General features: G+C 68.2%; 26 protein-coding genes. 19 read left to right on the forward strand and 7 right to left on the reverse strand.

What is annotated here, in order from left to right:
* Positions 1-18 precede the first annotated feature (18 nt).
* Entirely contained in the window at positions 19-375 is a 357-nt protein-coding gene (locus tag WHX56_RS15750; protein ID WP_338878317.1) for a hypothetical protein, read from the reverse strand.
* Positions 376-669: 294 nt separating this feature from the next.
* Here WHX56_RS15750 and WHX56_RS15755 point away from each other — a divergent pair, with 294 nt between their 5' ends.
* The gene (locus WHX56_RS15755) at positions 670-1,575 is read left to right on the forward strand and encodes a PhzF family phenazine biosynthesis protein (protein ID WP_338878318.1); all 906 of its coding nucleotides are present in this window, start codon (positions 670-672) and stop codon (positions 1,573-1,575) included.
* A 272-nt stretch (positions 1,576-1,847) separates the two neighbouring features.
* Positions 1,848-2,282, forward strand: a complete 435-nt coding sequence (locus WHX56_RS15760; RefSeq protein ID WP_129244285.1) for a GNAT family acetyltransferase — start codon at positions 1,848-1,850, stop codon at positions 2,280-2,282.
* Positions 2,283-2,316: 34 nt separating this feature from the next.
* Here the strand turns inward: WHX56_RS15760 and WHX56_RS15765 are convergent, their stop codons facing one another.
* A complete protein-coding gene (locus WHX56_RS15765; protein WP_338878319.1) occupies positions 2,317-3,270 on the reverse strand; it encodes a succinylglutamate desuccinylase/aspartoacylase domain-containing protein in 954 nt (317 codons plus the stop codon).
* An 11-nt stretch (positions 3,271-3,281) separates the two neighbouring features.
* Positions 3,282-3,416 (reverse strand): hypothetical protein, encoded by a 135-nt coding sequence (locus WHX56_RS15770; RefSeq protein ID WP_338878320.1) that lies wholly within the window; start codon positions 3,414-3,416, stop codon positions 3,282-3,284.
* Between the two features lie 128 nt (positions 3,417-3,544).
* On the opposite strand from WHX56_RS15770, the gene WHX56_RS15775 reads away from it, so the two are divergent.
* The 3 genes from WHX56_RS15775 (at position 3,545) to WHX56_RS15785 (ending at position 5,557) form a co-directional block, all read left to right on the forward strand.
* Positions 3,545-4,411 carry a MurR/RpiR family transcriptional regulator gene (locus WHX56_RS15775; protein ID WP_338878321.1) on the forward strand — a complete coding sequence of 289 codons (867 nt, stop codon included), beginning with the start codon at positions 3,545-3,547 and terminating at the stop codon, positions 4,409-4,411.
* A gap of 169 nt (positions 4,412-4,580) precedes the next feature.
* Positions 4,581-4,838 (forward strand): hypothetical protein, encoded by a 258-nt coding sequence (locus WHX56_RS15780; protein WP_129244291.1) that lies wholly within the window; start codon positions 4,581-4,583, stop codon positions 4,836-4,838.
* A 125-nt stretch (positions 4,839-4,963) separates the two neighbouring features.
* Positions 4,964-5,557: a BPSL1445 family SYLF domain-containing lipoprotein gene (locus tag WHX56_RS15785; RefSeq protein ID WP_129244293.1), complete on the forward strand. Its 594-nt coding sequence runs from the start codon at positions 4,964-4,966 to the stop codon at positions 5,555-5,557.
* A 71-nt stretch (positions 5,558-5,628) separates the two neighbouring features.
* On the opposite strand, the gene WHX56_RS15790 is transcribed toward WHX56_RS15785, so the two are convergent.
* Positions 5,629-5,862 (reverse strand): hypothetical protein, encoded by a 234-nt coding sequence (locus tag WHX56_RS15790; protein ID WP_129244295.1) that lies wholly within the window; start codon positions 5,860-5,862, stop codon positions 5,629-5,631.
* A gap of 122 nt (positions 5,863-5,984) precedes the next feature.
* Positions 5,985-6,455, reverse strand: a complete 471-nt coding sequence (locus tag WHX56_RS15795; RefSeq protein ID WP_102771617.1) for an Lrp/AsnC family transcriptional regulator — start codon at positions 6,453-6,455, stop codon at positions 5,985-5,987.
* A gap of 160 nt (positions 6,456-6,615) precedes the next feature.
* Between WHX56_RS15795 and WHX56_RS15800 the strand changes: the two genes are divergently transcribed.
* The 6 genes from WHX56_RS15800 (at position 6,616) to WHX56_RS15825 (ending at position 10,775) form a co-directional block, all read left to right on the forward strand.
* Positions 6,616-7,527: a DMT family transporter gene (locus WHX56_RS15800; RefSeq protein WP_129244297.1), complete on the forward strand. Its 912-nt coding sequence runs from the start codon at positions 6,616-6,618 to the stop codon at positions 7,525-7,527.
* 97 nt (positions 7,528-7,624) lie between these two features.
* On the forward strand, positions 7,625-8,371 hold the full coding sequence (locus WHX56_RS15805; protein ID WP_287751665.1) for a sulfite exporter TauE/SafE family protein: 747 nt from the start codon (positions 7,625-7,627) through the stop codon (positions 8,369-8,371).
* 38 nt (positions 8,372-8,409) lie between these two features.
* Positions 8,410-8,634, forward strand: coding sequence for a hypothetical protein (locus WHX56_RS15810; protein WP_129244302.1), 225 nt, complete (start codon positions 8,410-8,412; stop codon positions 8,632-8,634).
* A gap of 354 nt (positions 8,635-8,988) precedes the next feature.
* Positions 8,989-9,201: a hypothetical protein gene (locus tag WHX56_RS15815; protein ID WP_006218759.1), complete on the forward strand. Its 213-nt coding sequence runs from the start codon at positions 8,989-8,991 to the stop codon at positions 9,199-9,201.
* A gap of 148 nt (positions 9,202-9,349) precedes the next feature.
* The gene (locus WHX56_RS15820) at positions 9,350-10,456 is read left to right on the forward strand and encodes an AGE family epimerase/isomerase (protein ID WP_338878322.1); all 1,107 of its coding nucleotides are present in this window, start codon (positions 9,350-9,352) and stop codon (positions 10,454-10,456) included.
* A gap of 103 nt (positions 10,457-10,559) precedes the next feature.
* Positions 10,560-10,775: a hypothetical protein gene (locus tag WHX56_RS15825; protein WP_129244306.1), complete on the forward strand. Its 216-nt coding sequence runs from the start codon at positions 10,560-10,562 to the stop codon at positions 10,773-10,775.
* Positions 10,776-10,859: 84 nt separating this feature from the next.
* Here WHX56_RS15825 and WHX56_RS15830 read toward each other — a convergent pair whose 3' ends face one another.
* Positions 10,860-11,795, reverse strand: coding sequence for a LysR substrate-binding domain-containing protein (locus WHX56_RS15830; protein WP_338878323.1), 936 nt, complete (start codon positions 11,793-11,795; stop codon positions 10,860-10,862).
* Between the two features lie 112 nt (positions 11,796-11,907).
* Between WHX56_RS15830 and WHX56_RS15835 the strand changes: the two genes are divergently transcribed.
* From WHX56_RS15835 to WHX56_RS15870, 8 genes are all read left to right on the forward strand, one after another.
* On the forward strand, positions 11,908-12,897 hold the full coding sequence (locus WHX56_RS15835) for a tripartite tricarboxylate transporter substrate binding protein BugE (RefSeq protein WP_338878324.1): 990 nt from the start codon (positions 11,908-11,910) through the stop codon (positions 12,895-12,897).
* A 2-nt stretch (positions 12,898-12,899) separates the two neighbouring features.
* Entirely contained in the window at positions 12,900-13,769 is an 870-nt protein-coding gene (locus WHX56_RS15840) for an N-formylglutamate amidohydrolase (protein ID WP_338878325.1), read from the forward strand.
* 70 nt (positions 13,770-13,839) lie between these two features.
* Positions 13,840-14,130, forward strand: coding sequence for a hypothetical protein (locus tag WHX56_RS15845; RefSeq protein ID WP_287751675.1), 291 nt, complete (start codon positions 13,840-13,842; stop codon positions 14,128-14,130).
* A 133-nt stretch (positions 14,131-14,263) separates the two neighbouring features.
* The gene (locus WHX56_RS15850) at positions 14,264-15,295 is read left to right on the forward strand and encodes an ABC transporter substrate-binding protein (RefSeq protein ID WP_287751677.1); all 1,032 of its coding nucleotides are present in this window, start codon (positions 14,264-14,266) and stop codon (positions 15,293-15,295) included.
* Positions 15,282-16,298, forward strand: coding sequence for an ABC transporter permease (locus WHX56_RS15855; protein ID WP_338878326.1), 1,017 nt, complete (start codon positions 15,282-15,284; stop codon positions 16,296-16,298). The genes WHX56_RS15850 and WHX56_RS15855 overlap by 14 nt, the downstream gene beginning before the upstream one ends.
* Positions 16,292-17,083: an ABC transporter ATP-binding protein gene (locus tag WHX56_RS15860; RefSeq protein ID WP_129244320.1), complete on the forward strand. Its 792-nt coding sequence runs from the start codon at positions 16,292-16,294 to the stop codon at positions 17,081-17,083. The genes WHX56_RS15855 and WHX56_RS15860 overlap by 7 nt, the downstream gene beginning before the upstream one ends.
* Positions 17,077-18,516, forward strand: coding sequence for a c-type cytochrome (locus tag WHX56_RS15865; protein ID WP_338878327.1), 1,440 nt, complete (start codon positions 17,077-17,079; stop codon positions 18,514-18,516). Before WHX56_RS15860 ends, WHX56_RS15865 begins: the two co-directional genes overlap by 7 nt.
* Before the next feature lie 43 nt (positions 18,517-18,559).
* A complete protein-coding gene (locus tag WHX56_RS15870; protein WP_129244322.1) occupies positions 18,560-19,093 on the forward strand; it encodes an OsmC family protein in 534 nt (177 codons plus the stop codon).
* A 9-nt stretch (positions 19,094-19,102) separates the two neighbouring features.
* Here WHX56_RS15870 and WHX56_RS15875 read toward each other — a convergent pair whose 3' ends face one another.
* On the reverse strand, positions 19,103-19,945 hold the full coding sequence (locus WHX56_RS15875; RefSeq protein ID WP_338878328.1) for a LysR family transcriptional regulator: 843 nt from the start codon (positions 19,943-19,945) through the stop codon (positions 19,103-19,105).
* Positions 19,946-20,042 lie beyond the last annotated feature (97 nt).

Below are 20,042 nucleotides of genomic sequence, written 5' to 3' on the forward strand. Positions count from 1 at the left end.
GCGGCGAGATGCGCTGCGTCAAGCGCGCGCGGTGGACCGGCGGTAGCAGACTTCCAGCAGGCTGTTGCTGCGCAGGGTGATGATCAAGTCGGCACGCGGCCCGGCCAGGGCGCTTGCGGACAGGAGCGCGGCCGCCAGGGTGCCGATCCAGTTGGGCAGAAGAAAAAGCAGGTCCCAGCCCGATAGGCCGGGGCTGCAGGGCTGTTTGCGTACCTGGCTGGTCAGGCCATGCGCCCGGCAATGCTGCTGGATCGCGGCCACGGTTTCGCCCATGTCGCCGACGTTTTCCAGGAAGAACCGTTCATGGCGCAGCAGGATGCGTGCAAGCTCGCCGGGCGGCAAGCGGCTCTGGAAATAGGTATGCGCGTTGGCCATCGAGGGTTCCTGCGGTGCGCAACCGGGTTTGCTTGCGGCCAAGCCGGTTTGCGGTTTTTGGCCACAGTCTAGCCGTTTCGCGCGCGGGCCGGCAATGCGCAAACAGCTCGCTCGCATTTGCCCGGCCGTCAACGGCCATGAGACACAAAGCGATCGAAGAATCGATGGCCGAATCGGCCTTGGCGGCCTGCTGTTACGGCTCCGATTCCGCGGCTCTGTGCCTGGCGGGCGGAGCGCCCGCGCCGCACACTTTCCGGGTCGCCGCCACGTCCGCGCGGATCGAGAGGATGCTCCATGCGCTACCGTTATGTCACCGCCGATGTTTTCACCCACCGCGCCTATGGCGGCAACCCGCTGGCGGTCGTGCTTGGCGCCGAGGGGCTCGCCGCCGCGCAGATGCAGCGCATCGCGCGCGAATTCAATTATTCGGAAACCAGCTTCGTCCTGCCCGCCCGCGATGCCGCGCATACGGCCTGGGTGCGCATCTTCACGCCCGACCGGGAGGTGCCGTTCGCCGGGCATCCGAACGTGGGCACGGCGGTGGTGCTGGCGCGCGAGTGGCAGGCGGCGGGGCGGCCCGTGCCGGATGCCTTCGTGTTCGAAGAGGAGGCGGGCCTGGTCCGCATCGCGCTGCGGGCGGGCGCGCAGGGCGTGGAGGGAGCGGAACTGCTGGCGCCGCAACCGCTGTCGCGCGGCGGCGTGGCGCCGGTTGGGGCGGTGGCGCGGGCGCTGAAGCTCGGCGTGGCGGACATCGACACGTCCGAGCATCCGCCGCAGGTGGTGTCGGTCGGCCTGGCGTTCCTGGTCGTGCAGTTGGCGAGCCGCGATGCCCTGCGGCGCGCCGAGCCCGACTCGGAGGGCTACGCGGCCATGCTGCCGCTGGACGGCGCCAAATCCATCTATGCCTACACCACGGACACCGCGGGCGATCCGCGGACGGATGTCCAGGCCCGCATGTTCACCGGACGCATGACGGAGGATCCCGCCACCGGCAGCGCGACGGCGGCCATGACGGCGCTGCGCGCCGCTTTGCGCGGCGACGGCGTGTTGCGCCTGCGCGTCGGGCAGGGCGTGGACATGGGCCGCGCCAGCCTGTTGTCGGCCCACGCCGAGCCGCGGGCCGACGGTGTGTGGGCGGGCGTGGCGGGCCAGGCCGTGGCGGTCATGGAGGGGACCTTGCCGGCGCCCGACCTGGCCTGAGAGCGGCGCTGCGGCTGGCGGCCTGTTGGCGGCCGCGCCGGCCTCCTGTATGCTTGCGTTCATGGAAGCCCCGCATTTCGCGCCGTTGTCCGGCGCCTCCAACCGACGAATCACTCGACGCCTGCGTTGAGTGGCTGGTCGCATCCGCGCTGAATCTTCAGCGCTTTTCCCCGAAAGCCACGATACCCCTCGTGGCTTTTCTGTTTCCGGCCGTTCTTCCCGCTATCGAGGCGTATCGCAAGGCTTTCGTTTCCCCTACCAAGGAACGAAGCATGAGTTCTCAAGATATCGCCATCCGGCCCTACCATCCTTCCGACGAAGCCGCGATCATCCAGTTGTGGCGCGACTGCGGCCTGACGCGCCCGTGGAACGACCCGCAGAAGGACATCGCCCGCAAGCTGACGGTGCAGTCGGACCTGTTCCTGGTGGGAGAGGCGGACGGCGCGATCGTCGGGACGCTGATGGGCGGCTACGACGGCCACCGCGCCTGGATCAATTACCTGGCGGTATCGCCGGCGCACCAGCGCCGCGGCCATGCGACGGCGCTCATGCGCGCCGTCGAACGCAAGCTGCTGGAGATGGGCTGCCCCAAGATCAACCTGCTGATACGGTCCGGCAATATCGCGGTGAAGGATTTCTATGAAACGCTGGGATTCCAGCAGGACGAGGTCATCAGCCTGGGCAAGCGCCTGATCCCGGACCTCTGACGGACCGCGGGCCGGGCGCCTGCCGGCAGGCCCGTTAGACCGCCACGGTCAGGTACACGGCTTCGCGGCCGACGATGGGCATGCGCGTCGGCATGAAGATCGTGCAGTCGTCGCAGGGCGAACGGATTTCCTCGGTGCCGTTCATGGCGATCAGTTCGTCCTTGCCGAAGGTCTCGAAGCCGATGACCGGGCGCGTGAAGGTGAAGTCCGGCGACTTCACCATGTGCACTTCGAGCAGGCGATAGCGCCGCGGGGCCGGGGGCGGCGCCGTGCCGGCCGGGGCGTCGATCAGGCCCAGGTGCGCCAGGAAGCGCAGCGTGACGTCGGTGGCGAGCGCGGCGGCGGACTGCGCGAAATGCTGGCCGCATTCGACCACCAGCGAGCCGCCGCTGTCGGATTCCGGATCGCCGTGGCGGCCATAGCCCATGACGCCCGTGCCGGGGAAGATGCCCGGGGGCATCACGAGGTGGACTTCCGGCGCGCCGACGGCGCTGGCGAGCGCGGTGTTGCGGTCCATCTCCGTGTAGACCCAGAACGGCTGCACCGGCGCGCGCGTGGAGTGGATGTCCAGCACATAGTCGGCGGCGTCCAGCACGGGGCGCAGTTCCCGGGCGCGGCGCAGTTCGGGGCTGTCTTCCGGTCCGTCCAGCATGTCGTCCGACCAGATGCGGTTCAGGTTGTGCACAAGCTGGCGGTTTTCATAGGGGTTTCCGATGTCGAAGGCCTGGTAGGCCTCGACGTGCGCGAAGCTCACCGTCAGCGTGCCGATCTTGGGCCGCACGCCGCTGTCCAGCAGGTGCGTGGCGGCCACCATGCCGCAGATTTCGTTGCCATGGGTGATGGCGTTGATCAGTACGTGCGGGCCGGGCAGGCCCGACTCGAAACGATGGACGTAGGGAATTCCGACGTTGCCCTCGCGGTAGGCCGCGAGGTCGCGCGGCAGGACTTCCAGCGGAGCGGTGTCGGGTTCGAAAGCGGGAGTGTTCATCAGGGTCGGGCCTATTCAGGACGGATGCCGGCGCGGTCGATCAGGTCTTTGTACAACGCCAGGCGCTCGGACATCATGGCGGTGAACTGTTGGGGCGTCTGCGCTTCGAGGGGCGGGACGCCTGCTGTTTCCAGGGATGGTGGCATGCCGTCCTGAAAGCCTCTTGTGGGGATGGCGTGTTTGGTCTACTTTGCAATGAAGATTGCAGATTGAAATATAAGATGCAATGCGCGTTGTGAGATTTGGGGTTATCACCTAGGGCCTGTCCATACCTATGAATTTGAACCAGCGCATCGCCAGCTATGGCAGGAAACTCAGCAAGACCGAGCGCCTGCTGGTCGAGGAAATGCAGGCGCGCTATCCGCAAGGCCTGCTGGAATCGGCGACGGCGCTGGCGAAGAAGGTGGGAACCAGCCCGTCCACGGTGGTGCGCCTGCTGGCCAAGCTGGGCTACGAAAGCTATGCGCAGGCGCAGATGGAGGCGCGTTCGGAAGTGACGGCGCGGCTGGCCTCGCCCGGCGAGCGCGCCGATGCCGTCGGCGCGGACAACCCTTCGGCGCGCGCCTGCCTGAACAACGCCTTGCTGCATGACCTGCACAACCTGAAGGAGACGTTCGCGTCCATCGACGCGGCGGCCTTCGAGTCGGCGGTGCGCCTGCTCACGCAGCGCAAGGCCAGGGTGCACGTGCTGGGGTTCCGGCAGGCCGCGCCGCTGGCGAGCCACGTGGCGCTTTACCTGAACATGTGCCTGCCCGCCGTGAAGCCGATGGCGGCGGCCGGCCCGCTGTCGCTCGAAGACCAGTTGCTCTGGATCGACGAGGCCGACGTGCTGCTGGCGTTCACGTTCAGGCGCTACTCCGTCGCCACGGCCGGCGCGGTGAAGTATTTCCGGCAGCGCGGCGGCAAGGTGGTGCTGATCACGGACTCGGCTTCGGCGCCTGCCGCCGCCTCGGCGCACCATGTGCTGGTCGCGCGCAGTTCCAGCGCCTCGCCCTTCGATTCCTACACGGCGGCGTTCTCCGTCTGCAATGCGCTGCTCGCGGCGGTGGCCCAGCGCCGCAAGCAGGCGCTGGGCGATGCGCTCGAACGCGGCGAGGGACTGTGGGACGCGCAATGGATACGGTCTCCGGGCGGCGAGTAGGCCGGCGCGCAACGGCCTGAAAAACGGCTGGATCGGGGCGTTTTCGGCGCTTGCAAGATGCGCTCGCACTAGCTGTTCTAGTGCTTGATTACCCCTTGAAAACATTGCTTTCCAAGGCGATTTATTTTTGGCATATTGCGCCCGGATGAGCACATTTCAGGAGGGTGGCATGGGCGCGTGGCCGCGGCGTCAGATCGATGGCTTCCAGGTGGAATGCCAGGTCGTCAGGCTGGACGACGGCGTGCTGGCGATCGAGGTCGCCGTCTGCCGGGCCGAGGCCGCGGACGATGTTCCGCGGCGCTGGTCGCTGCCGCGCTTCGTGACCTTCGCGGACGCGGGGATTGCGCTGCGCCATGCCGAACTGGTGCTGTCGGGCATCGTATCGATCGACGAGTCCACGGGCGAACCCCGCTACGGAATTTTGTAGCAGGAAGTGCAATCCGGCGCGACGCCTCCGGCAGGTTTTGTTTCGTTTGGCACAATCGTGTGCCTTGCGCTGGCGGATTTGCCCGGTACATTGGTAGAGTAGGTGACAACAACAAGGAGAGTTCCATGCTTGATACTTTTCCTGTCTTGCGTCGCGCCGGCCTGGCCGCCGTGACGATCGGCGCGGCCGGCCTGCTGTTCGCCGGCTGCACCACCACCAGTCCCAAGTCCGCCGCGACCGCGAGCGAGCAGCGCCAGTCCCTCAGCAGCGCGGCCGATGCGACGCTGGGCAAGCTCTATGAAGCTTCGCCCCAGTCCAAGGACCTGGTCGCGCGCGCCAAGGGCGTGCTGGTCTTTCCCGACGTGTTGAGCGGCAGCTTCATCGTCGGCGCGGAACATGGCAAGGGCGTGTTGAAGGTGGGCGGCGCGAACGCCGGCTACTACAGCACGACGGCGGGTTCGATCGGATTCCAGGCGGGCGCGCAATCCAAGGCCATGGTGTTGCTGTTCATGACCGACGAGGCGCTCAACAAGTTCCGCAACAGCAGCGGCTGGACCGTGGGCGCAGACGCCACGGTCGCGGTCGTCAATATCGGCGCCAACGGGCGCATCGATACGAATACCGCCCAGCAGCCGGTCGTGGGGTTCGTGATGAACAACGGCGGCCTGATGGCGGGCGTGTCGCTGGCCGGCACGAAGATCTCCAAGCTGGATCTCTGATCGGGCCTTGCCCGTAAAAGCGAAACGCCGCGGATTTCCTCCGCGGCGTTTCGTTTTGCCGTGCCGGCGGCTCAGCCGATCAGCGAGTCGCCGTTGTTGCGCACGGCGCTTTCGCGCTGCATTTCGGCCGCTTCTATTTTCGGATCCAGGCCGCGCCAGCGCCTGATCCGGCCGCGGTTCTCCTCGGGCTCCCAGCCCAATATGCCGTAGCGCGTGATTTCGGTTTCGCCCGTGTCGTATTCCACTTCGAAGTAGCCCTGACGATCGGGTAGCGTGCCGCCAGGGAACCAGTCGGTTTCAGGCATGGTGTGCTCCTTGCTAGACGATGGGAGGGAGGCCGGCGCGGGCTCGGCGGCCCGCGCGGCGCTTTCATTGTGGGCTGGCCCGGACGATCCCGCAAGCGGCGGGCGGAATTGGCCGGGGCGCTTCAGGAGAGCGGCACCGCGGTGGTGTAGAGCACCTGCTTCAGCGCGAAGCTGGACCGGATGCTGGCCACGCCGGGGATGCGGGTGATGTGTTCGACGATGAGGCGTTCCAGCGCGTCGACGTCGGGAACCAGGGCGCGGATGAGGTAGTCGGCATCGCCCGACATCAGGTAGCACTCCATGATCTCGGGCAGCACGGCGATTTCGCGTTCGAATACGTCCAGCGCGGCCTTGCGCTGCTTGTCCAGGGATATCTGGATGAACACATTGACCTTCAGCCCCAGCTTGCGCGCGTTGAGCAGCGTGACGCGGCGGTCGATCAGCCCTTCGGCCTCGAGCCGGCGGACCCGCGCGAGACAGGGCGACGCCGACAGGTTGACGCGGGCCGCCAGCTCGACGTTGGTCAGGCGCGCGTCGCGCTGGAGTTCGTTCAGGATACGGATGTCAGTGGCATCTAGGTTGATTTCCAGCATAAGTCACCTGGTTGTCTTCAATCGGCAGTTCGGATGTGCTGAGTATGCCGTTTATCGCAGTGAATTGAGGTGAAATGTGCTGGGGTTTACCCTATAGACTATTCCTTCGTTTGGCCATTCGGCCAAAACGCGGAATATTCATGCGGTAAGTCGAGCAGTAATGAGTCAGCAGAGCAGGTGGGTCAGGTTTTTGCCGCTGGTGGGCGCGGTGGCGGTCTGGGGCGGCAATTGGCCCGTCATGAAACTGGGCTTGGCGCACATGAGCCCGCTGTGGCTGGCCGCCAGCCGCTTCGGATCCGCCGCCGCGATCAGCGTGCTGGTGCTGGGCCTGCTGGGGCGCCTGCGCCTGCCCACGCGCCAGGAGCTGCCGCTGGTGGCGGGCGTGGCGCTGCTGCAGATGGGCGCGTTCACCGCGCTGGCCTTGTGGGCGATGCAGTATGTGGCGCCCGGCCGCGCGTCCGTCATCGCGTACGCCACCTCCATCTGGGTGATTCCGCTGTCCTCGCTGGTCCTGAAAGAGCGCCTGTCCCTGGCCCAATGGCTGGCGACGGCGCTGAGCTACGCGGGCATCGCCGTCATCGTGGCGCCCGCCTTCAGCCCGTGGCAGGCGCACACCGTCATCGGCCTGGCGATGCTGCTGGGCGCCTCCTTCGCCTGGGCGTGCAACATCATCCAGTTGCGCGGCAGCCGCCACGTCCGGCTGGGGGCGGAAATGATCCCGTGGCAGACCGCCATCGCCGCCGTGCCGCTGGCCGCGCTGGCCTGGATGCGCGACGGCGCGCCGGCGTTCCTCGCGGTGCCGGACGCCTGGCCCGTGATCCTGTACACGGGGCCGCTGGCCACGGCGCTCACTTTCATCGTGGTGCTGGGCATGACGCAGAAGATGCCGCCGGTGGCGACCTCGATCGCGATGCTCTGCGTGCCGGTGATCGGCTTGCTCGTGTCCGCGCTGGTCTTCCACGAACGCATTTCGGCCGACCTGGCGCTGGGCCTGGCCTTGATCGGGGCGAGCGTCGCGGCGTCCGCCGCGGCGGCCCGCTACGGGCGTCCGATGCTGTTGCGCCCGTCGTAGATCGTCCCCGGCCCGCGCGAGGCGCCTTTCGGCGCCGGCAGGCCCTAGAATGGCAGGCGCCGGGGAGGGCCCGGCTTCATGCGGGCGTGCGGCGGATATGGATTCGTTATATGTGTTGGTCGTGGCGGGCGCCATGACGGCGGGTTTCGTGCAAGGCCTTTCCGGTTTCGGTTTCGGCATGGTGGCCATGTCGTTCTGGGCCTGGACGGTGGACCCCAGGCTCGCGGCCGCGATGGCGGTGTTCGGATCGCTGACCGGGCAGTTGCTGGCGGCGTTCACCGTGCGCCGCGGCTTCGCGGCCAAGCGTCTGCTGCCGTTCGTCGCGGGCGGATTGCTGGGCATTCCGCTGGGCGTCAAATTGCTGCCGCACCTGGATCCCTTGGTGTTCAAGGCTTGCATCGGCGGGCTGCTGGCGATCTGGTGCCCGGTCATGCTGTTCGCGACGCGCTTGCCGCGCATCGCGGCGGGCGGGAAGGTGGCCGATGGCGTGGTGGGGGCGGTCGGCGGGATCATGGGGGGCATCGGCGGCTTTACCGGCGTGATTCCCACGCTGTGGTGCACCTTGCGCCGTTTCGACCGGGACGTGCAGCGCTCGGTCATCCAGAACTTCAACCTCTCGATGCTGGCCGTGACGATGGCCAGCTACATCTACGCGGGCGTGGTCACCCGCGACATGCTGCCGCTGTTCGCCGTGATCGTGCCGGCGATGCTGGTGCCCACGCTAGTGGGCACGCGCGTCTACGCCGGCATCAGCGATGCGGCCTTCCGCCGCATCGTGCTGGGCCTGCTGACGGCGTCGGGCGTGGCCCTGCTGGTGTCGTCCGTTCCCAAGCTGCTGGCGTAGGACGTGCTATCGTTGGAAGCTTCTAGAGAGAGTCACGCATGGCATTGCATCGTTTCCAGAAAGGCGAACTGGGTCATTGGTTGCGCGTCGTCGCCGACAACGGCGAACCGGGCGCCGAACAGACCGAAGTGCCCGAGCACGTAGCGACGGCGCTGGAGACCTTGCGTTGCATCGAAGCCGGCGCCGACGGGCGTTGGCTCATCACTGGCAAGGGCAGGCTTGCCCTGCGCATGGAAGAGCCGGGCGCCATCCACGTGAGATAGCGCCGCGCGGCGCGGCAGGCCCGGCTGGCCGGAACACAGAGCGCGCATATCGTCCCTCGGCTATGTCCGAAGGCCGCGGTATTGTTGCGTCTTGATCGCCGGCCGTACTGAATTCCGCACAATTTGCGAATGTTTTCGCAGTATTTCTCGCATTTGCGACCATTTGCCACCGGGTACGGGAATCTCCTGAGACAGAATGCGCGATTTGGTCGCTTTCGGCATATCGCGGGCATGGCGTCGCCAGTAAGATGAACTTGCGTGACGTTTGCAGGTCTATTCATTTGCGCGGGAAGAATGCTCTCGCAATGTCACGCGTGGTTCACGCGGTTTAGGTAACCGACTGGGAGGTAGCACATGCAGCATCGTGACCAGGAAGTACTGATCGACGTTTCCACGGCGGCCATGGATACCGGCGGATATGGCGTATTGCTGACGGTAACGGCCGAGGGCGGCACCGAAGTGGATGCCGCGTTTTCCCACTTGGGCAACTGCGCTTCGTTGGACGAAGCACGCGACCGCGCGGAGATCTTCGCGCAGAATTGGGTAGAGGAAAACATCTTCCGATAGGGCATCCTGCCCTGGATGGAACTGATCAGCGGGACCGGTCTGTGCGTGCATGAAACTACGGAGAATGCTCAACGATTTGCGGCGAAAATTTCGGTTATCGTTGCTGCTCCAAAACCTGGGGCCCCGATCGGGCATGCGCCGTTCCAAGATGACTGCCGCACAGACCAATTCCACTCTCGCGGTCCACATCCGCGCATTGCGCGAACATTTCGATTCCGTCATCCTGCCCATGTGGATGGAGCAGGGATTCAATGGCGCGTTGGGCCTGCCCTTCGAATCGCTGGATTCCGCTTCCGGCGCCCCGCTGCCGGCGACGCGCTATCGCGCCATGGCCTGTGCGCGCCAGTTGTATGTCTTTTCCGAGGCGCAGGGCGCAGCCGCCGCCAGGCACGCGGATACGCTCTTCGAATCGCTGCGCCGTGTGTTCCGCGATGAGGAACATGGCGGCTGGCGCTACAGTGTCGACGCCGAGGCGCGGCCGCTCGATGAAACCCAAGACCTGTATACGCACGCGTTCGTCGTGCTGGCCTGCGCGGCGTACTTCCGCCGCAGCCGCAATGCCGACGCGCGCAAGCTCATGCTGGCCACGGCGTCGGCCATCGAGGCGCGCTTCAAGACCACGGATTCCCTGTATCACGCCGCGCTGAGCGCGGACCTGGACCAGCCCTTGCGCCCGCCGGCGCAGAATCCGATGATGCACCTGACCGAAGCGTATCTGGCGGCCGCGCAAGTGGCGGAGCCGGCGCTGTTCGCGCAACGCCTGCGCAGCCTGGCGCAAGGCATCAGCCACCGCTTCGTGCACGCGCCCACGCAATGCATTTCGGAAGAGCGGCAGGGCACGGCCGGCAACCGGCTGGAACCGGGGCACCAGTTCGAATGGCTGTCGCTGGTGCAGGGGTCGGCGCCGGTGTTCGAAGGCCTGGACCTGGCGGAATCGCTGCCGCGCGCCGTGCAATGGTCCCGCAGCCATGGCGTGGACGAGGGCGGCGTGGTGGCGTCCCTGGATGAATCGGGCGCCGTGATCGACGACACCCGCAGGATCTGGGCGCAGACTGAATACCTGCGCGTCTTGGCGGTGCAGGGCGATCTGCCCGCGCTGGCCGCCGGCCTGGCCGCTTTCCGGTCCCGTTTCCTGCATCCCGGGGGTTGGTACGAATGCCTGGACGCGGGCGGGAAGGTCGTGCGCCCCGACATGCCTTCGACTTCGCCCTACCACCTGGCGACCTGTCTGTCGGCGCTGCCGGACGTTGTTTAATTGCGGCGTTAACAATTATTTGCGGTCCTATAGACATAAAGCGATAGAAAAGCATTGGTGAAATCCCTTACAATTTGGTAACTATGTTTGTGGGGAAGCATCAATGAGCGTTATGTGCTTGGCTTGCCAACGCATTAACCCGGGGCTTGCTGGCGTTGCGCCGCATGCCCAACTCGGACATCAAGGATTCACCAATCCAACCCAGAGAGGGCGCGAGGAAAGCCGCGAGGACCATTTCCGCTGCCTGAATTGCGGCGCCAAATGGCTGCGCGAAACCGACAAGTGGGGCGTCGACCTCGGCTTCAAGCTGGCGCCGTGAACATAGCGCCGCGCGATTGAAAACGGGCTCCGGAGGAGCCCGTTTTATTTGGAATAATAGGCCGGGGCCGGCGGGAAACCGGTGTTATCCCGGCGCGCCGGCCGCCAGCACGTCGGGATCGCGGCCGGCGGTTTCCAGCAGCCACAGCCGGAAACAGGCCAGCGCATAGTGGTCGCGGCGCTGGGCCGGGGCGCACAGGTGGTAGCCGCGGGCGATGCGTATGGGCAGGTCGGGGAAGGGGGCCGCCACGCGCCCGGCCTGCAGGTCGTCGCGGACCAGGCAGCGCTGCAGGACGGCGATGCCCATGTCGGCCATGACGGCGCGCACCAGGATGGACACCTGGTCGAAACCATTGGACAGCTTGACCGATTCGCGGGGAACGCCGGCGGCCGCGAACCACTGCGCCCAGTTGTCCACGCCATTCGAGTGATACAGCAGCGCTTCGCCGAGCAGGCCGGCGGGCGTGTTCCAGAGCCCCTGCGCCCGGCGCGCGGCCAGCCGGCCGGGGTGGCAGATCACGACCATCTCGCGGCCGATCACATAGTCGGCGTGCCAGCCGGGCCATTGCTCGGGCGTGCCCGACAGGATGCTGGCGTCGGGCGTGGCGGCCGAGAAGTCTTCGTTGCGGCGATACGCCGCGAAGCTGAGCTGGATGTCGGGGTGGCGCTGGTGGAAGTCGGGCAGGCGCGGCACCAGCCAGGCGCTGGCCAGCGTGGGGACCGAGGACAGCGTAAGGCGCAGCCGGCGGTCGTCGGCGCGCAGTTCGGCGCTGAGCGCCTCGATCGCCTGCAAGGGGGCCTGGGCCCCGTCGTACAGGCGGCGGCCGGTGTCGGTCAGGGTCAGGCCGTGGGCGTTCCGGTGCATCAACGGCTGTCCGAAATGCGCTTCCAGCCTGGCGATGGCGCGGCTGACCGCGCCCTGTGTGACGCACAGGGCCTCGGCGGCCTGCGTGAAACTGCCCAGGCGCGCCGCCGTCACGAAGGCATGCAGTTCGGACATGGATGGCGATTGCAGGCGCATCCAGCATGACCTTTGGTAATGAAAGAGTGCAATATAGTCGTTTGAAAGGGGACCGTAAAGTTCGGACACTGGCGGCCTTGTCGATAGACCTTCACCTTTCGGAGCCATCCCCATGTCCCGCCGCCTTTTCGGCCGGTCCGCGCGCTTCGCGCTCGCCGCCTTGTTCGCCAACCTGACCTTCGCCGGCGCCGCCCAGGCCGGCGAGTATCCCGTCCGTCCGATCAAGCTGGTGGTGCCCTTCGCCGCGGGCGGTTCGACCGACATCGTGGCCCGCCTGGTCGCCGAGTACGCGGGCCGCGACCTGAAGCAGACCATCGTGGTCGAGAACAAGGCCGGCGCGGGCGGTTCGCTGGGCATGGAGCAGGTGGCGCGCTCGACGCCCGACGGCTACACGATCGGCATGGCCACCATGAGCACGCACGGCTCGAACCCGGCCGTCTACCGGAAGATGAACTACGACCCGGTCAAGGATTTCGTGCCGGTGGCCAACGTGGTGGCCGTGCCCAGCATCTTCGCGATCAACCCGAACGTCCCGGCCAAGAACATGGCCGAATTCGTGGCCCTGGCCAAGGGCGCGCCGGAACGCTACAGCTTCGCCTCGCCGGGCGTGGGCTCGCTGGGCCACGTGAACATCGAGAACTTCATGATGCTGGCCGGCATCGAGCTGCTGCACGTGCCGTACCGCGGCGCGGGCCCGGCGCTGAACGACGTGATGGGCGGTCAGGTGGACGCGATCACCGACAACCTGTCGTCGACCTTGCCGCAGGTGCAGGGCGGAAAGCTGCGGGCGCTGGCGGTGCTGGGCGCCGAACGCTCGCCCTTGCTGCCGGACGTGCCGACCTACATCGAACTGGGCTATCCCGACATGGGCACGGGCGGCTGGTTCGGGCTGGTGGCGCCCGCGGGCACCCCGCAGGCCGTGGTCGACCGCCTGAACCAGGCCGTCCGGGCCGCGCAGCAGGATCCGGAATTCCGCAGGAAGGCCGAGGACGTAGGTGGTACGCTGATGCCCACCACGCCCCAGGAATTCCAGGCGCAGATCGAGCAGGCCCTGGCCCGCTACGCCAAAGTGGCCAAGACCGCGAACATTCAGGCTGATTGACGATGACCCACGCCGACTTCGACGCAGTTTCCGTGCATGAACCGGCAGGCCCGGCATTGCCCCTGGTCTGCGATTCGCCGCATAGCGGCGAGCGCTATCCCGGGGATTTCGGGGCGGCGGCAACCCTGGCGCAACTGCGCCAGGGCGAGGACACGCACGTGGACGCGTTGTGGTCGGCGGCGCCCGCCCTGGGCGCGACGCTGATCGCCGCGAACTTTCCGCGCGTCTATATCGATCCCAACCGCACGTTGCAGGACCTGGACCCGGAACTGCTGGCCGAACCCTGGCCCGAGGCCCTGGATCCGGGCGAGAAGACCCGGCTGGGCAAGGGCTTGATCTGGCGCAGGATGGACAAGGCGACGCCGATCTACGACCGCAAGCTGACGCTGGCCGAGGTGCGGCACCGCATCCAGGCGTACTACCAGCCCTACCATGCGGCCCTGTCGCAGGCGATTCAGCGGGTGGTCCAGCGGTTCGGCGCCGTGTGGCACCTGAACCTGCATTCCATGCCCAACGACGCCTACGAGCGCCTGGGCCGCCAGAGCGAGCATCCGCTGGCGGACTTCGTGCTGGGCGACCGCGACGGCACGACGTGCGAACCGGAATTCATCGCGTTGATCGAAGCGGCGCTGCGCGACAAAGGGTATACGGTTGCGCGCAACGATCCCTACAAGGGCGTGCAACTGATCGCGCAGATCGGCCAGCCGGCCTTGAACCGCCATAGTCTGCAGGTGGAGATCCGCCGCCCGCTGTACATGGACGAGGCCACGCGCGAGCGCAATTCGGGTTTCGCGCCGCTGCAGGCCGACCTGTCCGACGTGCTTGCGCAGGTGGCGGCATACGTGCGGGCGCGCCAGGCCGCGCCGACTTAAGTTTTCAGATGACGGGCCGTAGTCTGTAACAGGAGCCGCGCCGCTTTCGGAGCGGCGATACGGAGCCGCCATGGCTGAGAAGATCATCAATGGGTTCTCGGTGGTCGCGTACGCGACGCAGCCCGAGGGACGCACGCCGCCGCGCGCCTTTCTGGAAACGCGGCGGCTCGGCAAGAAGGACGGCGCGGAGATCGAGGCGGGCGGCCAGGACGACGATTCCGAGCCGGACAACCAGGCGTTCGAGATCTTCGCGAGCCGCCGCTTCCGCAGCACCGTCGAAGCCATGTCGGCCGCGCGCAACGCGCTGGACCGCGTCGAGGACGTGGACGCCGACGGCGTGCCGGACCACCTGCCCGAATAGCGGCGCGCGCGGGCGAGGCCGGCCGCCGCCCCATATTGTTATCCCGACTTTGTATTTGTCGAACCCCTGAGCGCAGGCCGATGATGCCGCATGGCAATCATCGCCATTCACAGTCTGCTCAAAAGGAAGGTTGATGAATACGAACGTCCATTCCGGCGCCCTGGCGGCGCGGGGGCTCTCGCGTCGCGCGCTGTTGCGCGCCGCCGGCATCGCGGGACTGGCCGCGCCGCTGGGCATGCTCGGGTCGCGTGTGCTGGCGGCCAGCGGCGCGCCGCGCGAATTCAAGATTGCATGGAGCCAGACCGCGGTCTGCCAGTCGCCCGTATCCGTGGCGCTGGAGCGCGGCTTCTTCGACAAGTACGGCCTGAAGGTCGAGCGGATCAACTTCAGCGGGTCCACCGATCAGTTGCTGGAGGCGATCGCGACCGGCCATGCCGATGGCGGCATCGGCATGGCGCTGCGCTGGCTCAAGCCGCTGGAGCAGGGCTTCGACGTCAAGCTGGCGGTGGGCACGCATGGCGGCTGCATGCGCCTGCTGACGGCGGCGGACTCGCCCGTCAAGAGCGTGAGCGATCTCAAGGGACGCCGCGTGGCCGTGTCGGACCAGGCCAGCCCGGTGAAGAACTTCTTCGCCATCCGCGTGGCGCAATTGGGCATCGATCCTGAATCGGTGGACTGGCGCCAGTATCCCCAGGACCTGTTCGGCGAAGTCCTGCGCAAGGGCGAGGTCGACGCCATCGCCGGCGACGATCCGCTGATCTACACGCTGCGCGAAGACAACAAGCTGCGCGAGATCGCGACCAATATCGAGGGCGACTACGAGAACCGCACGTGCTGCGTGCTGGGCTTGCGCGGCGACCTGGTGCGCAACGATCCCGAGGCCGCCGCGGCCATCTCGCGGGCGGTGATCGACGCGCAGCGCTGGACCGCCTCCAATCCGGACGAGACGGCCCGCATCTTCGCGCCCTACGTGCCCGGCAAGGTGCCGGCCGAGCGAGTGGCCGCGATCCTGCGCAGCCATAGCCATGGGCACGCGTCGACCGGGGCCGCGCTGCGCGAGGAGATCGTGGGCTACGCGAAGGACCTGAAGACCATCAAGGTGCTCAGCCCGGGCCTGGACATCGACAAGTACGCGCTGGCGGTGGTGCCCAATGTCCTCGGCTGACGTGCTGCCCGCGGCCGCGGCGGGCGGGAGCGCGGCGCCGCGCGGCTGGCGGGTGTGGAAGACCGGCGTCGCGGCCGCGGCGCTGTGGGCCGGCGTGGGCGGCGTGACGCTGGCGTGGCCGAACGTGCAGGTGGGCTTTTCGTCCTGGGGCTACACGCGCGAATTCGGCGCGGCGGCCGTGGCGCTGGCGGCGCTGCTGTTGCTGGCGGCCGTGCCCGGCGCCGGCCGGCTGCGGCCGGTGCGCGCGCTGCACCGGGCCGGACCCTGGCTGTCGGCGTTGGCCGTGGCGGTGGGTGCTTGGGAGATCGCGACGGCCAAGCTCGCGCTCCTGCCCAGCCCGTTCTTCGCGCCGCCGCAATCGCTGATCGAGGTGTATGCCACCGACTACCAGCGCCTGGCCGACAGCCTGGCGAATTCGCTGTGGCTGTTGGCCAACGGCTTTCTGCTCGGCGCGGCGGCGGGATTCCTCACGGGGGTCGCGATCGGCTGGTCGCGGGGGCTGGGCTACTGGGTGCATCCCGTGCTGCGCTTCCTGGGACCGGTTCCTTCCACGGCGCTGCTGCCGATGGCGTTTTTCTTTTTTCCATCGAGCTGGTCGGCCGCCGTATTCCTGATCGCGCTGGCGACCTGGTTCCCGGTCACGGTGCTGACCTGGTCGGGCGTGGCCGGAGTGAACCGGGCGTACTACGACGTGGCCCGCACCATGGGGGCCAGCGAATGGTTCCTGGTGCTGCGGGTGGCGATTCCGGCGGCGCTGCCGCAGGTCTTCGTGGGCTTGTTCATGGGGCTGGGCGCGTCGTTCTCGGTGCTGGTCGCGGCCGAGATGATGGGCGTCAAGTCGGGGCTGGGCTGGTACCTGTCGTGGGCGCAGGGCTGGGCGTCCTACGCCAACATGTACGGGGCGCTGATCGTGATGGCGCTGGTGTTCTCCGGGCTGATCAGCCTGCTCTTCCTGGGGCGCGACCGCCTGTTGGCATGGCAGAACGGAGTCGTGAAATGGTAGGGGCGGCGGTGGCGGAAAGGCCGGATGCGCGCGGCGCGGCGCTGGCCGTGCGCGGCGTGAACCATCATTTCGATCTGGACGGCGCGGCCCTGCCGGTGCTCGACGGCATCGACCTGGACGTGAAGGCGGGCGAGTTCGTGGCCTTGCTGGGCCCCAGCGGCTGCGGCAAGTCGACGCTGCTGCGGCTGGTGGCCGGTCTGGAGCCGCCGGCCGAGGGCGGCCTGCTGGCGGACGGCGAGCCGATAGCGGGGCCGTCGCCGTCGCGCATCGTCGTCTTCCAGGACCCCACGCTGTATCCCTGGCGCACTGTCTGGAACAACGTGGCCCTGGGCCTGCAGGCGCGGGGACTGCTGAAGGCGCAGCGCGGCCGGGTGGACGACGCCCTGCACCGCGTGGGCCTGAAGGCGTTCGGCCAGGCATATCCGCACCAGTTGTCGGGCGGCATGGCGCAGCGCGCCGCGCTGGCGCGCGCGCTGGTCAACGACCCGCGCATCCTGATCCTGGACGAACCGCTGGGCAAGCTGGATTCGTTGACCCGCATCGCCATGCAGTCGGAACTGGTGGAACTCTGGCAGCGCTCGGGCTTCACGGCCCTGCTGGTCACGCACGACGTGGAAGAGGCCTTGTTCATGGCGTCGCGCATCGTGGTGCTGAGCGAGCGCCCCGCGCGGATCAAGGCCGAGATCGTGAACGACCTGCCATACCCGCGGCACCGCGGCGATCCGCGCCTGGCCGAGCTGCGCCATCGCGCGCTGGCCCTGCTGGGGCTGGATGCGACGTGGTGAATACCGGAGGGCTGGCGCTCGCCGCCGTGGCGGCCGGCGCCGCCATGCTGGCGTGGTCGCGGTCCGCGCGGCGCGTTCCGCAGGCAGGCGCGGCGGGGCCGGGCCTGCCATGGCTGGCCGCGGGGGCGCTGGGCGCGGCGGGCGGACTGCTGGTCCTGGGATGGCGGCAGGCGCAAGGCGTGCCGGGCCTGCTGGGATCGCGCCTGGGGCACCTGGTGCTGGCGGTCGTGCTGGTCCTGCTGCTGGCGGCCGCGGGCGCGGCCTGGTTGCATCGGCGCCAGGCATCCGCGTCCGCCGCCGAGCGGCCCGCCTGGCGGCGCCTGGAAGCCATGCTGACCGGCGCGCTCGCGCTGCTGGCGCTGGTTTTCGGAACCGCGATCTGGCGGTTGCCCGGCGAGGCGCTGGCGATCGCCCACTGGCCCTTCGCCTGGCGCTACGACCCGGACCTGCCCGTCAGCCCGCACACCTGGCGCCGGCTGTGGGCGGCGCTGGCGCAGACCGGGGCCGCCGCGGTCCTGCTGGCGGCCGCGCTGGCGGCCGGGCGTTGGCGCCTTGCGTGCCTGGCCGCCGCCGCCGCGCTTGCGCTGGCCGCGGACTGGCCGCGTCCGCAGATGCTGTTGACCGAAGCGAACCGCTCTTCCTATCAACGTTCCGCGCTGCCGTTCTCCGACGCCAATCTGCTGGACGGCGGGCGCCTGTACCAGGCGCATTGCGCCGCCTGCCATGGCGCGGCGGCCGACGGGCGCGGCGAGCGGGCGGCGGGGCTGCCGGTGTGGCCGAGCGTGCTGGGCCCGGCGCTGTTCGAGAATCGGCTGGAGGGCGACCTGCACTGGCGGGTGGCCGAGGGCGGGCAGGTTCCGGCCGGCCGGCCCGCGATGCCGGCGTTCGGGCAGACCCTGGATCCGCGGCAGATCTGGCAGGTGCTGGATTATCTGCGCTTGCGGGCGTACGCGGCGGGCGGGGGCGCCGGGATGCCGGCCGTTCCCGCGCCGGTCGTGGCGCTGGACTGCCGCGATGGGCGCGCAACGCGCCTGAGCGGATTGCGCGGATTGCCCCTGCGCGTGGTCGCGTATGCGCCGCGGGCCCCCGAGGAACCGCAGGATCCGCGCCTGCTCACCGTGGCGTTGACGCGCGGCGGGGCGGGCTGGCCGGACGCGGACTGCGTGGCGGCCGGCGCCCAGGCCTGGGATGCGTACGCGCTGGCGGCGGGCGTGCCGCCGGACGAACTGGCGGGCGCGCAGTTCCTGGTCGACCGCCGTGGCTGGCTGCGGGCGCGCCGCCTGCCTGGCGCGGCGCCGGCCTGGACCAGCGCCGACAACGTCTGCGGGCCCGCCGGACGCATGGAAGACGGGTCGGCCGGCGGCCTGGGCGAACTTTTGCTGGCGATGGATCGTGCGCCCATCGCCTTGCCGGATATCCGCCGCGAACAGTAGGCGCGTATCCCAGCACATTCCAATCCTATGCGAGGTCTGCAAGATGAGTACGTTGAACGAGTACCTGGGCCAGAAGCGCGATGCCGTGCTGGCGCGCAACGCGCGCGATCCGCAAACGCTGGCGCCGGTGAAACTGCGCGCGCAGGTCAGCGCCGAAGGACGCAGCGGCGTGCGCCGCATCCGCATCCGGGACCACCAGGTGGTCAGCGACAGTCCGGCGGATTTCGCCGGCTACGACCTGGGGCCCAGTTCTCCCGAACTGCTGCTGGGGTCGCTGGGTAGCTGCCTGACGCACATCTTCCTGATCAAGGCGGCGGAACTGGAACTGCCGCTGGAATCGCTGCAGGTGGAGATCGAGGGCGACCTGGATCCGCGCGGCGGCAAGCCGGGCTACGAGAAGGTCCCGTTCTTTCCGCACAATATCCGCTACACGGCCCACATCGTCTCGCCGGCCGACGAGAGCGCGGTGCGCGCGGTGCACGAGGCGGTGGAGCAATGGTGCCCGATCCTGAACCTGCTCAAGCAGCCGCAGCCGCTGGAAGGCAGCGTGCGGCATACGCGCCCGGCCGCGAGCTGAGGCCGGGGGTCAGGTCAGCGTGCTGCGCATGAGGATGTCGGTCAGCGCGCGGGTGGGCCGGTTCGGCGAGGGCGCCGAAATCACGATGAATTCCACCTGCGGCAGCGCCGGCAGTTGCGCGGCGCCCGCGGGCGCGGCCAGCCCCGCGGTGGACAGGTGCGAGGGCTGCACGGTGATGCCCAGGCCCGCGCGGGCGGCGGCCTGGCAGCCGGCGTAGCTGGTGCTGGTGCAGACGATCTGCCAACTGCGCCCGGCCCGCGCGAGCGCGTCCAGCGCCAGCGTGCGCGTGACGCTGGGCTCGCGCAGCAGGATCAGCGGCAGCGGCATGTCGGGCGCCACGCGCAGCCCCTCCTTGGCCTGCCACAGCAGGGCTTCCTTGTGCAGCGTCTGGCCGCGGCGGTCGCCGCGGCGGCGCTTGCCGATCATGACGTCCAGCCCGTTGTCGTCCAGCAGCTTGTAGAGCTCGCTGGTGACGCCGATGGTCAGGTCCAGTTCCACTTCGGGGTGGGCCAGCCGGAAGGCGGCCAGCACGTCGGGCAGCGGGCCCATCGCCAGGTCGTCCGAGGTGCCCAGGCGCACGCGGCCCCGCAGGCGCGGCGCGTCGAACAGGCGTTCGGCCCGTTCATGGGCGTCCAGGATGATTTCGGCGTGCACCAGCAGGCTGCGGCCGTCGCTGGTGAGGACGAGCGAGTGCGTGTCGCGCAGGAACAGGCGGCGGTTCAGCGCCAGTTCCAGTTGGCGGATGTGTTCGCTGACGGTCGGCTGCGTCAGGCCCAGCCGCCGCGCGGTTTCCGTGAAGCTGGGAGCGGCGGAGGCGGCGGCGAAGGTTTTGAGCCACAAGGGATTGAGCATCGTGCCTGGTCATAGGGTATTTCGATGACAGTTAAAGTACTCAATGGCCTTCACGATGACAAGGCGCGCGCCTATAGTTTTCCGCAAGTTCCACGGA

The sequence above is a fragment of the Achromobacter veterisilvae genome, from assembly GCF_037619525.1.
Classification (GTDB): Bacteria; Pseudomonadota; Gammaproteobacteria; order Burkholderiales; family Burkholderiaceae_B; genus Achromobacter; species Achromobacter veterisilvae.

Coding starts and splice junctions, on each gene's coding strand:
- WHX56_RS15855 (WP_338878326.1), top strand. CDS start 15,282: ATGTCCTCGGCTGACGTGCTGCCCGCGGCCGCGGCGGGCGGGAGCGCG.
- WHX56_RS15770 (WP_338878320.1), bottom strand. CDS start 3,416: ATGCCACCATCCCTGGAAACAGCAGGCGTCCCGCCCCTCGAAGCGCAG.
- WHX56_RS15795 (WP_102771617.1), bottom strand. CDS start 6,455: ATGCTGGAAATCAACCTAGATGCCACTGACATCCGTATCCTGAACGAA.
- WHX56_RS15860 (WP_129244320.1), top strand. CDS start 16,292: ATGGTAGGGGCGGCGGTGGCGGAAAGGCCGGATGCGCGCGGCGCGGCG.
- WHX56_RS15835 (WP_338878324.1), top strand. CDS start 11,908: ATGTCCCGCCGCCTTTTCGGCCGGTCCGCGCGCTTCGCGCTCGCCGCC.
- WHX56_RS15800 (WP_129244297.1), top strand. CDS start 6,616: ATGAGTCAGCAGAGCAGGTGGGTCAGGTTTTTGCCGCTGGTGGGCGCG.
- WHX56_RS15775 (WP_338878321.1), top strand. CDS start 3,545: ATGAATTTGAACCAGCGCATCGCCAGCTATGGCAGGAAACTCAGCAAG.
- WHX56_RS15750 (WP_338878317.1), bottom strand. CDS start 375: ATGGCCAACGCGCATACCTATTTCCAGAGCCGCTTGCCGCCCGGCGAG.
- WHX56_RS15845 (WP_287751675.1), top strand. CDS start 13,840: ATGGCTGAGAAGATCATCAATGGGTTCTCGGTGGTCGCGTACGCGACG.
- WHX56_RS15785 (WP_129244293.1), top strand. CDS start 4,964: ATGCTTGATACTTTTCCTGTCTTGCGTCGCGCCGGCCTGGCCGCCGTG.
- WHX56_RS15755 (WP_338878318.1), top strand. CDS start 670: ATGCGCTACCGTTATGTCACCGCCGATGTTTTCACCCACCGCGCCTAT.
- WHX56_RS15790 (WP_129244295.1), bottom strand. CDS start 5,862: ATGCCTGAAACCGACTGGTTCCCTGGCGGCACGCTACCCGATCGTCAG.
- WHX56_RS15765 (WP_338878319.1), bottom strand. CDS start 3,270: ATGAACACTCCCGCTTTCGAACCCGACACCGCTCCGCTGGAAGTCCTG.
- WHX56_RS15830 (WP_338878323.1), bottom strand. CDS start 11,795: ATGCGCCTGCAATCGCCATCCATGTCCGAACTGCATGCCTTCGTGACG.
- WHX56_RS15875 (WP_338878328.1), bottom strand. CDS start 19,945: ATGCTCAATCCCTTGTGGCTCAAAACCTTCGCCGCCGCCTCCGCCGCT.
- WHX56_RS15780 (WP_129244291.1), top strand. CDS start 4,581: ATGGGCGCGTGGCCGCGGCGTCAGATCGATGGCTTCCAGGTGGAATGC.
- WHX56_RS15870 (WP_129244322.1), top strand. CDS start 18,560: ATGAGTACGTTGAACGAGTACCTGGGCCAGAAGCGCGATGCCGTGCTG.
- WHX56_RS15760 (WP_129244285.1), top strand. CDS start 1,848: ATGAGTTCTCAAGATATCGCCATCCGGCCCTACCATCCTTCCGACGAA.
- WHX56_RS15825 (WP_129244306.1), top strand. CDS start 10,560: ATGAGCGTTATGTGCTTGGCTTGCCAACGCATTAACCCGGGGCTTGCT.
- WHX56_RS15820 (WP_338878322.1), top strand. CDS start 9,350: ATGACTGCCGCACAGACCAATTCCACTCTCGCGGTCCACATCCGCGCA.
- WHX56_RS15805 (WP_287751665.1), top strand. CDS start 7,625: ATGGATTCGTTATATGTGTTGGTCGTGGCGGGCGCCATGACGGCGGGT.
- WHX56_RS15840 (WP_338878325.1), top strand. CDS start 12,900: ATGACCCACGCCGACTTCGACGCAGTTTCCGTGCATGAACCGGCAGGC.
- WHX56_RS15810 (WP_129244302.1), top strand. CDS start 8,410: ATGGCATTGCATCGTTTCCAGAAAGGCGAACTGGGTCATTGGTTGCGC.
- WHX56_RS15850 (WP_287751677.1), top strand. CDS start 14,264: ATGAATACGAACGTCCATTCCGGCGCCCTGGCGGCGCGGGGGCTCTCG.
- WHX56_RS15815 (WP_006218759.1), top strand. CDS start 8,989: ATGCAGCATCGTGACCAGGAAGTACTGATCGACGTTTCCACGGCGGCC.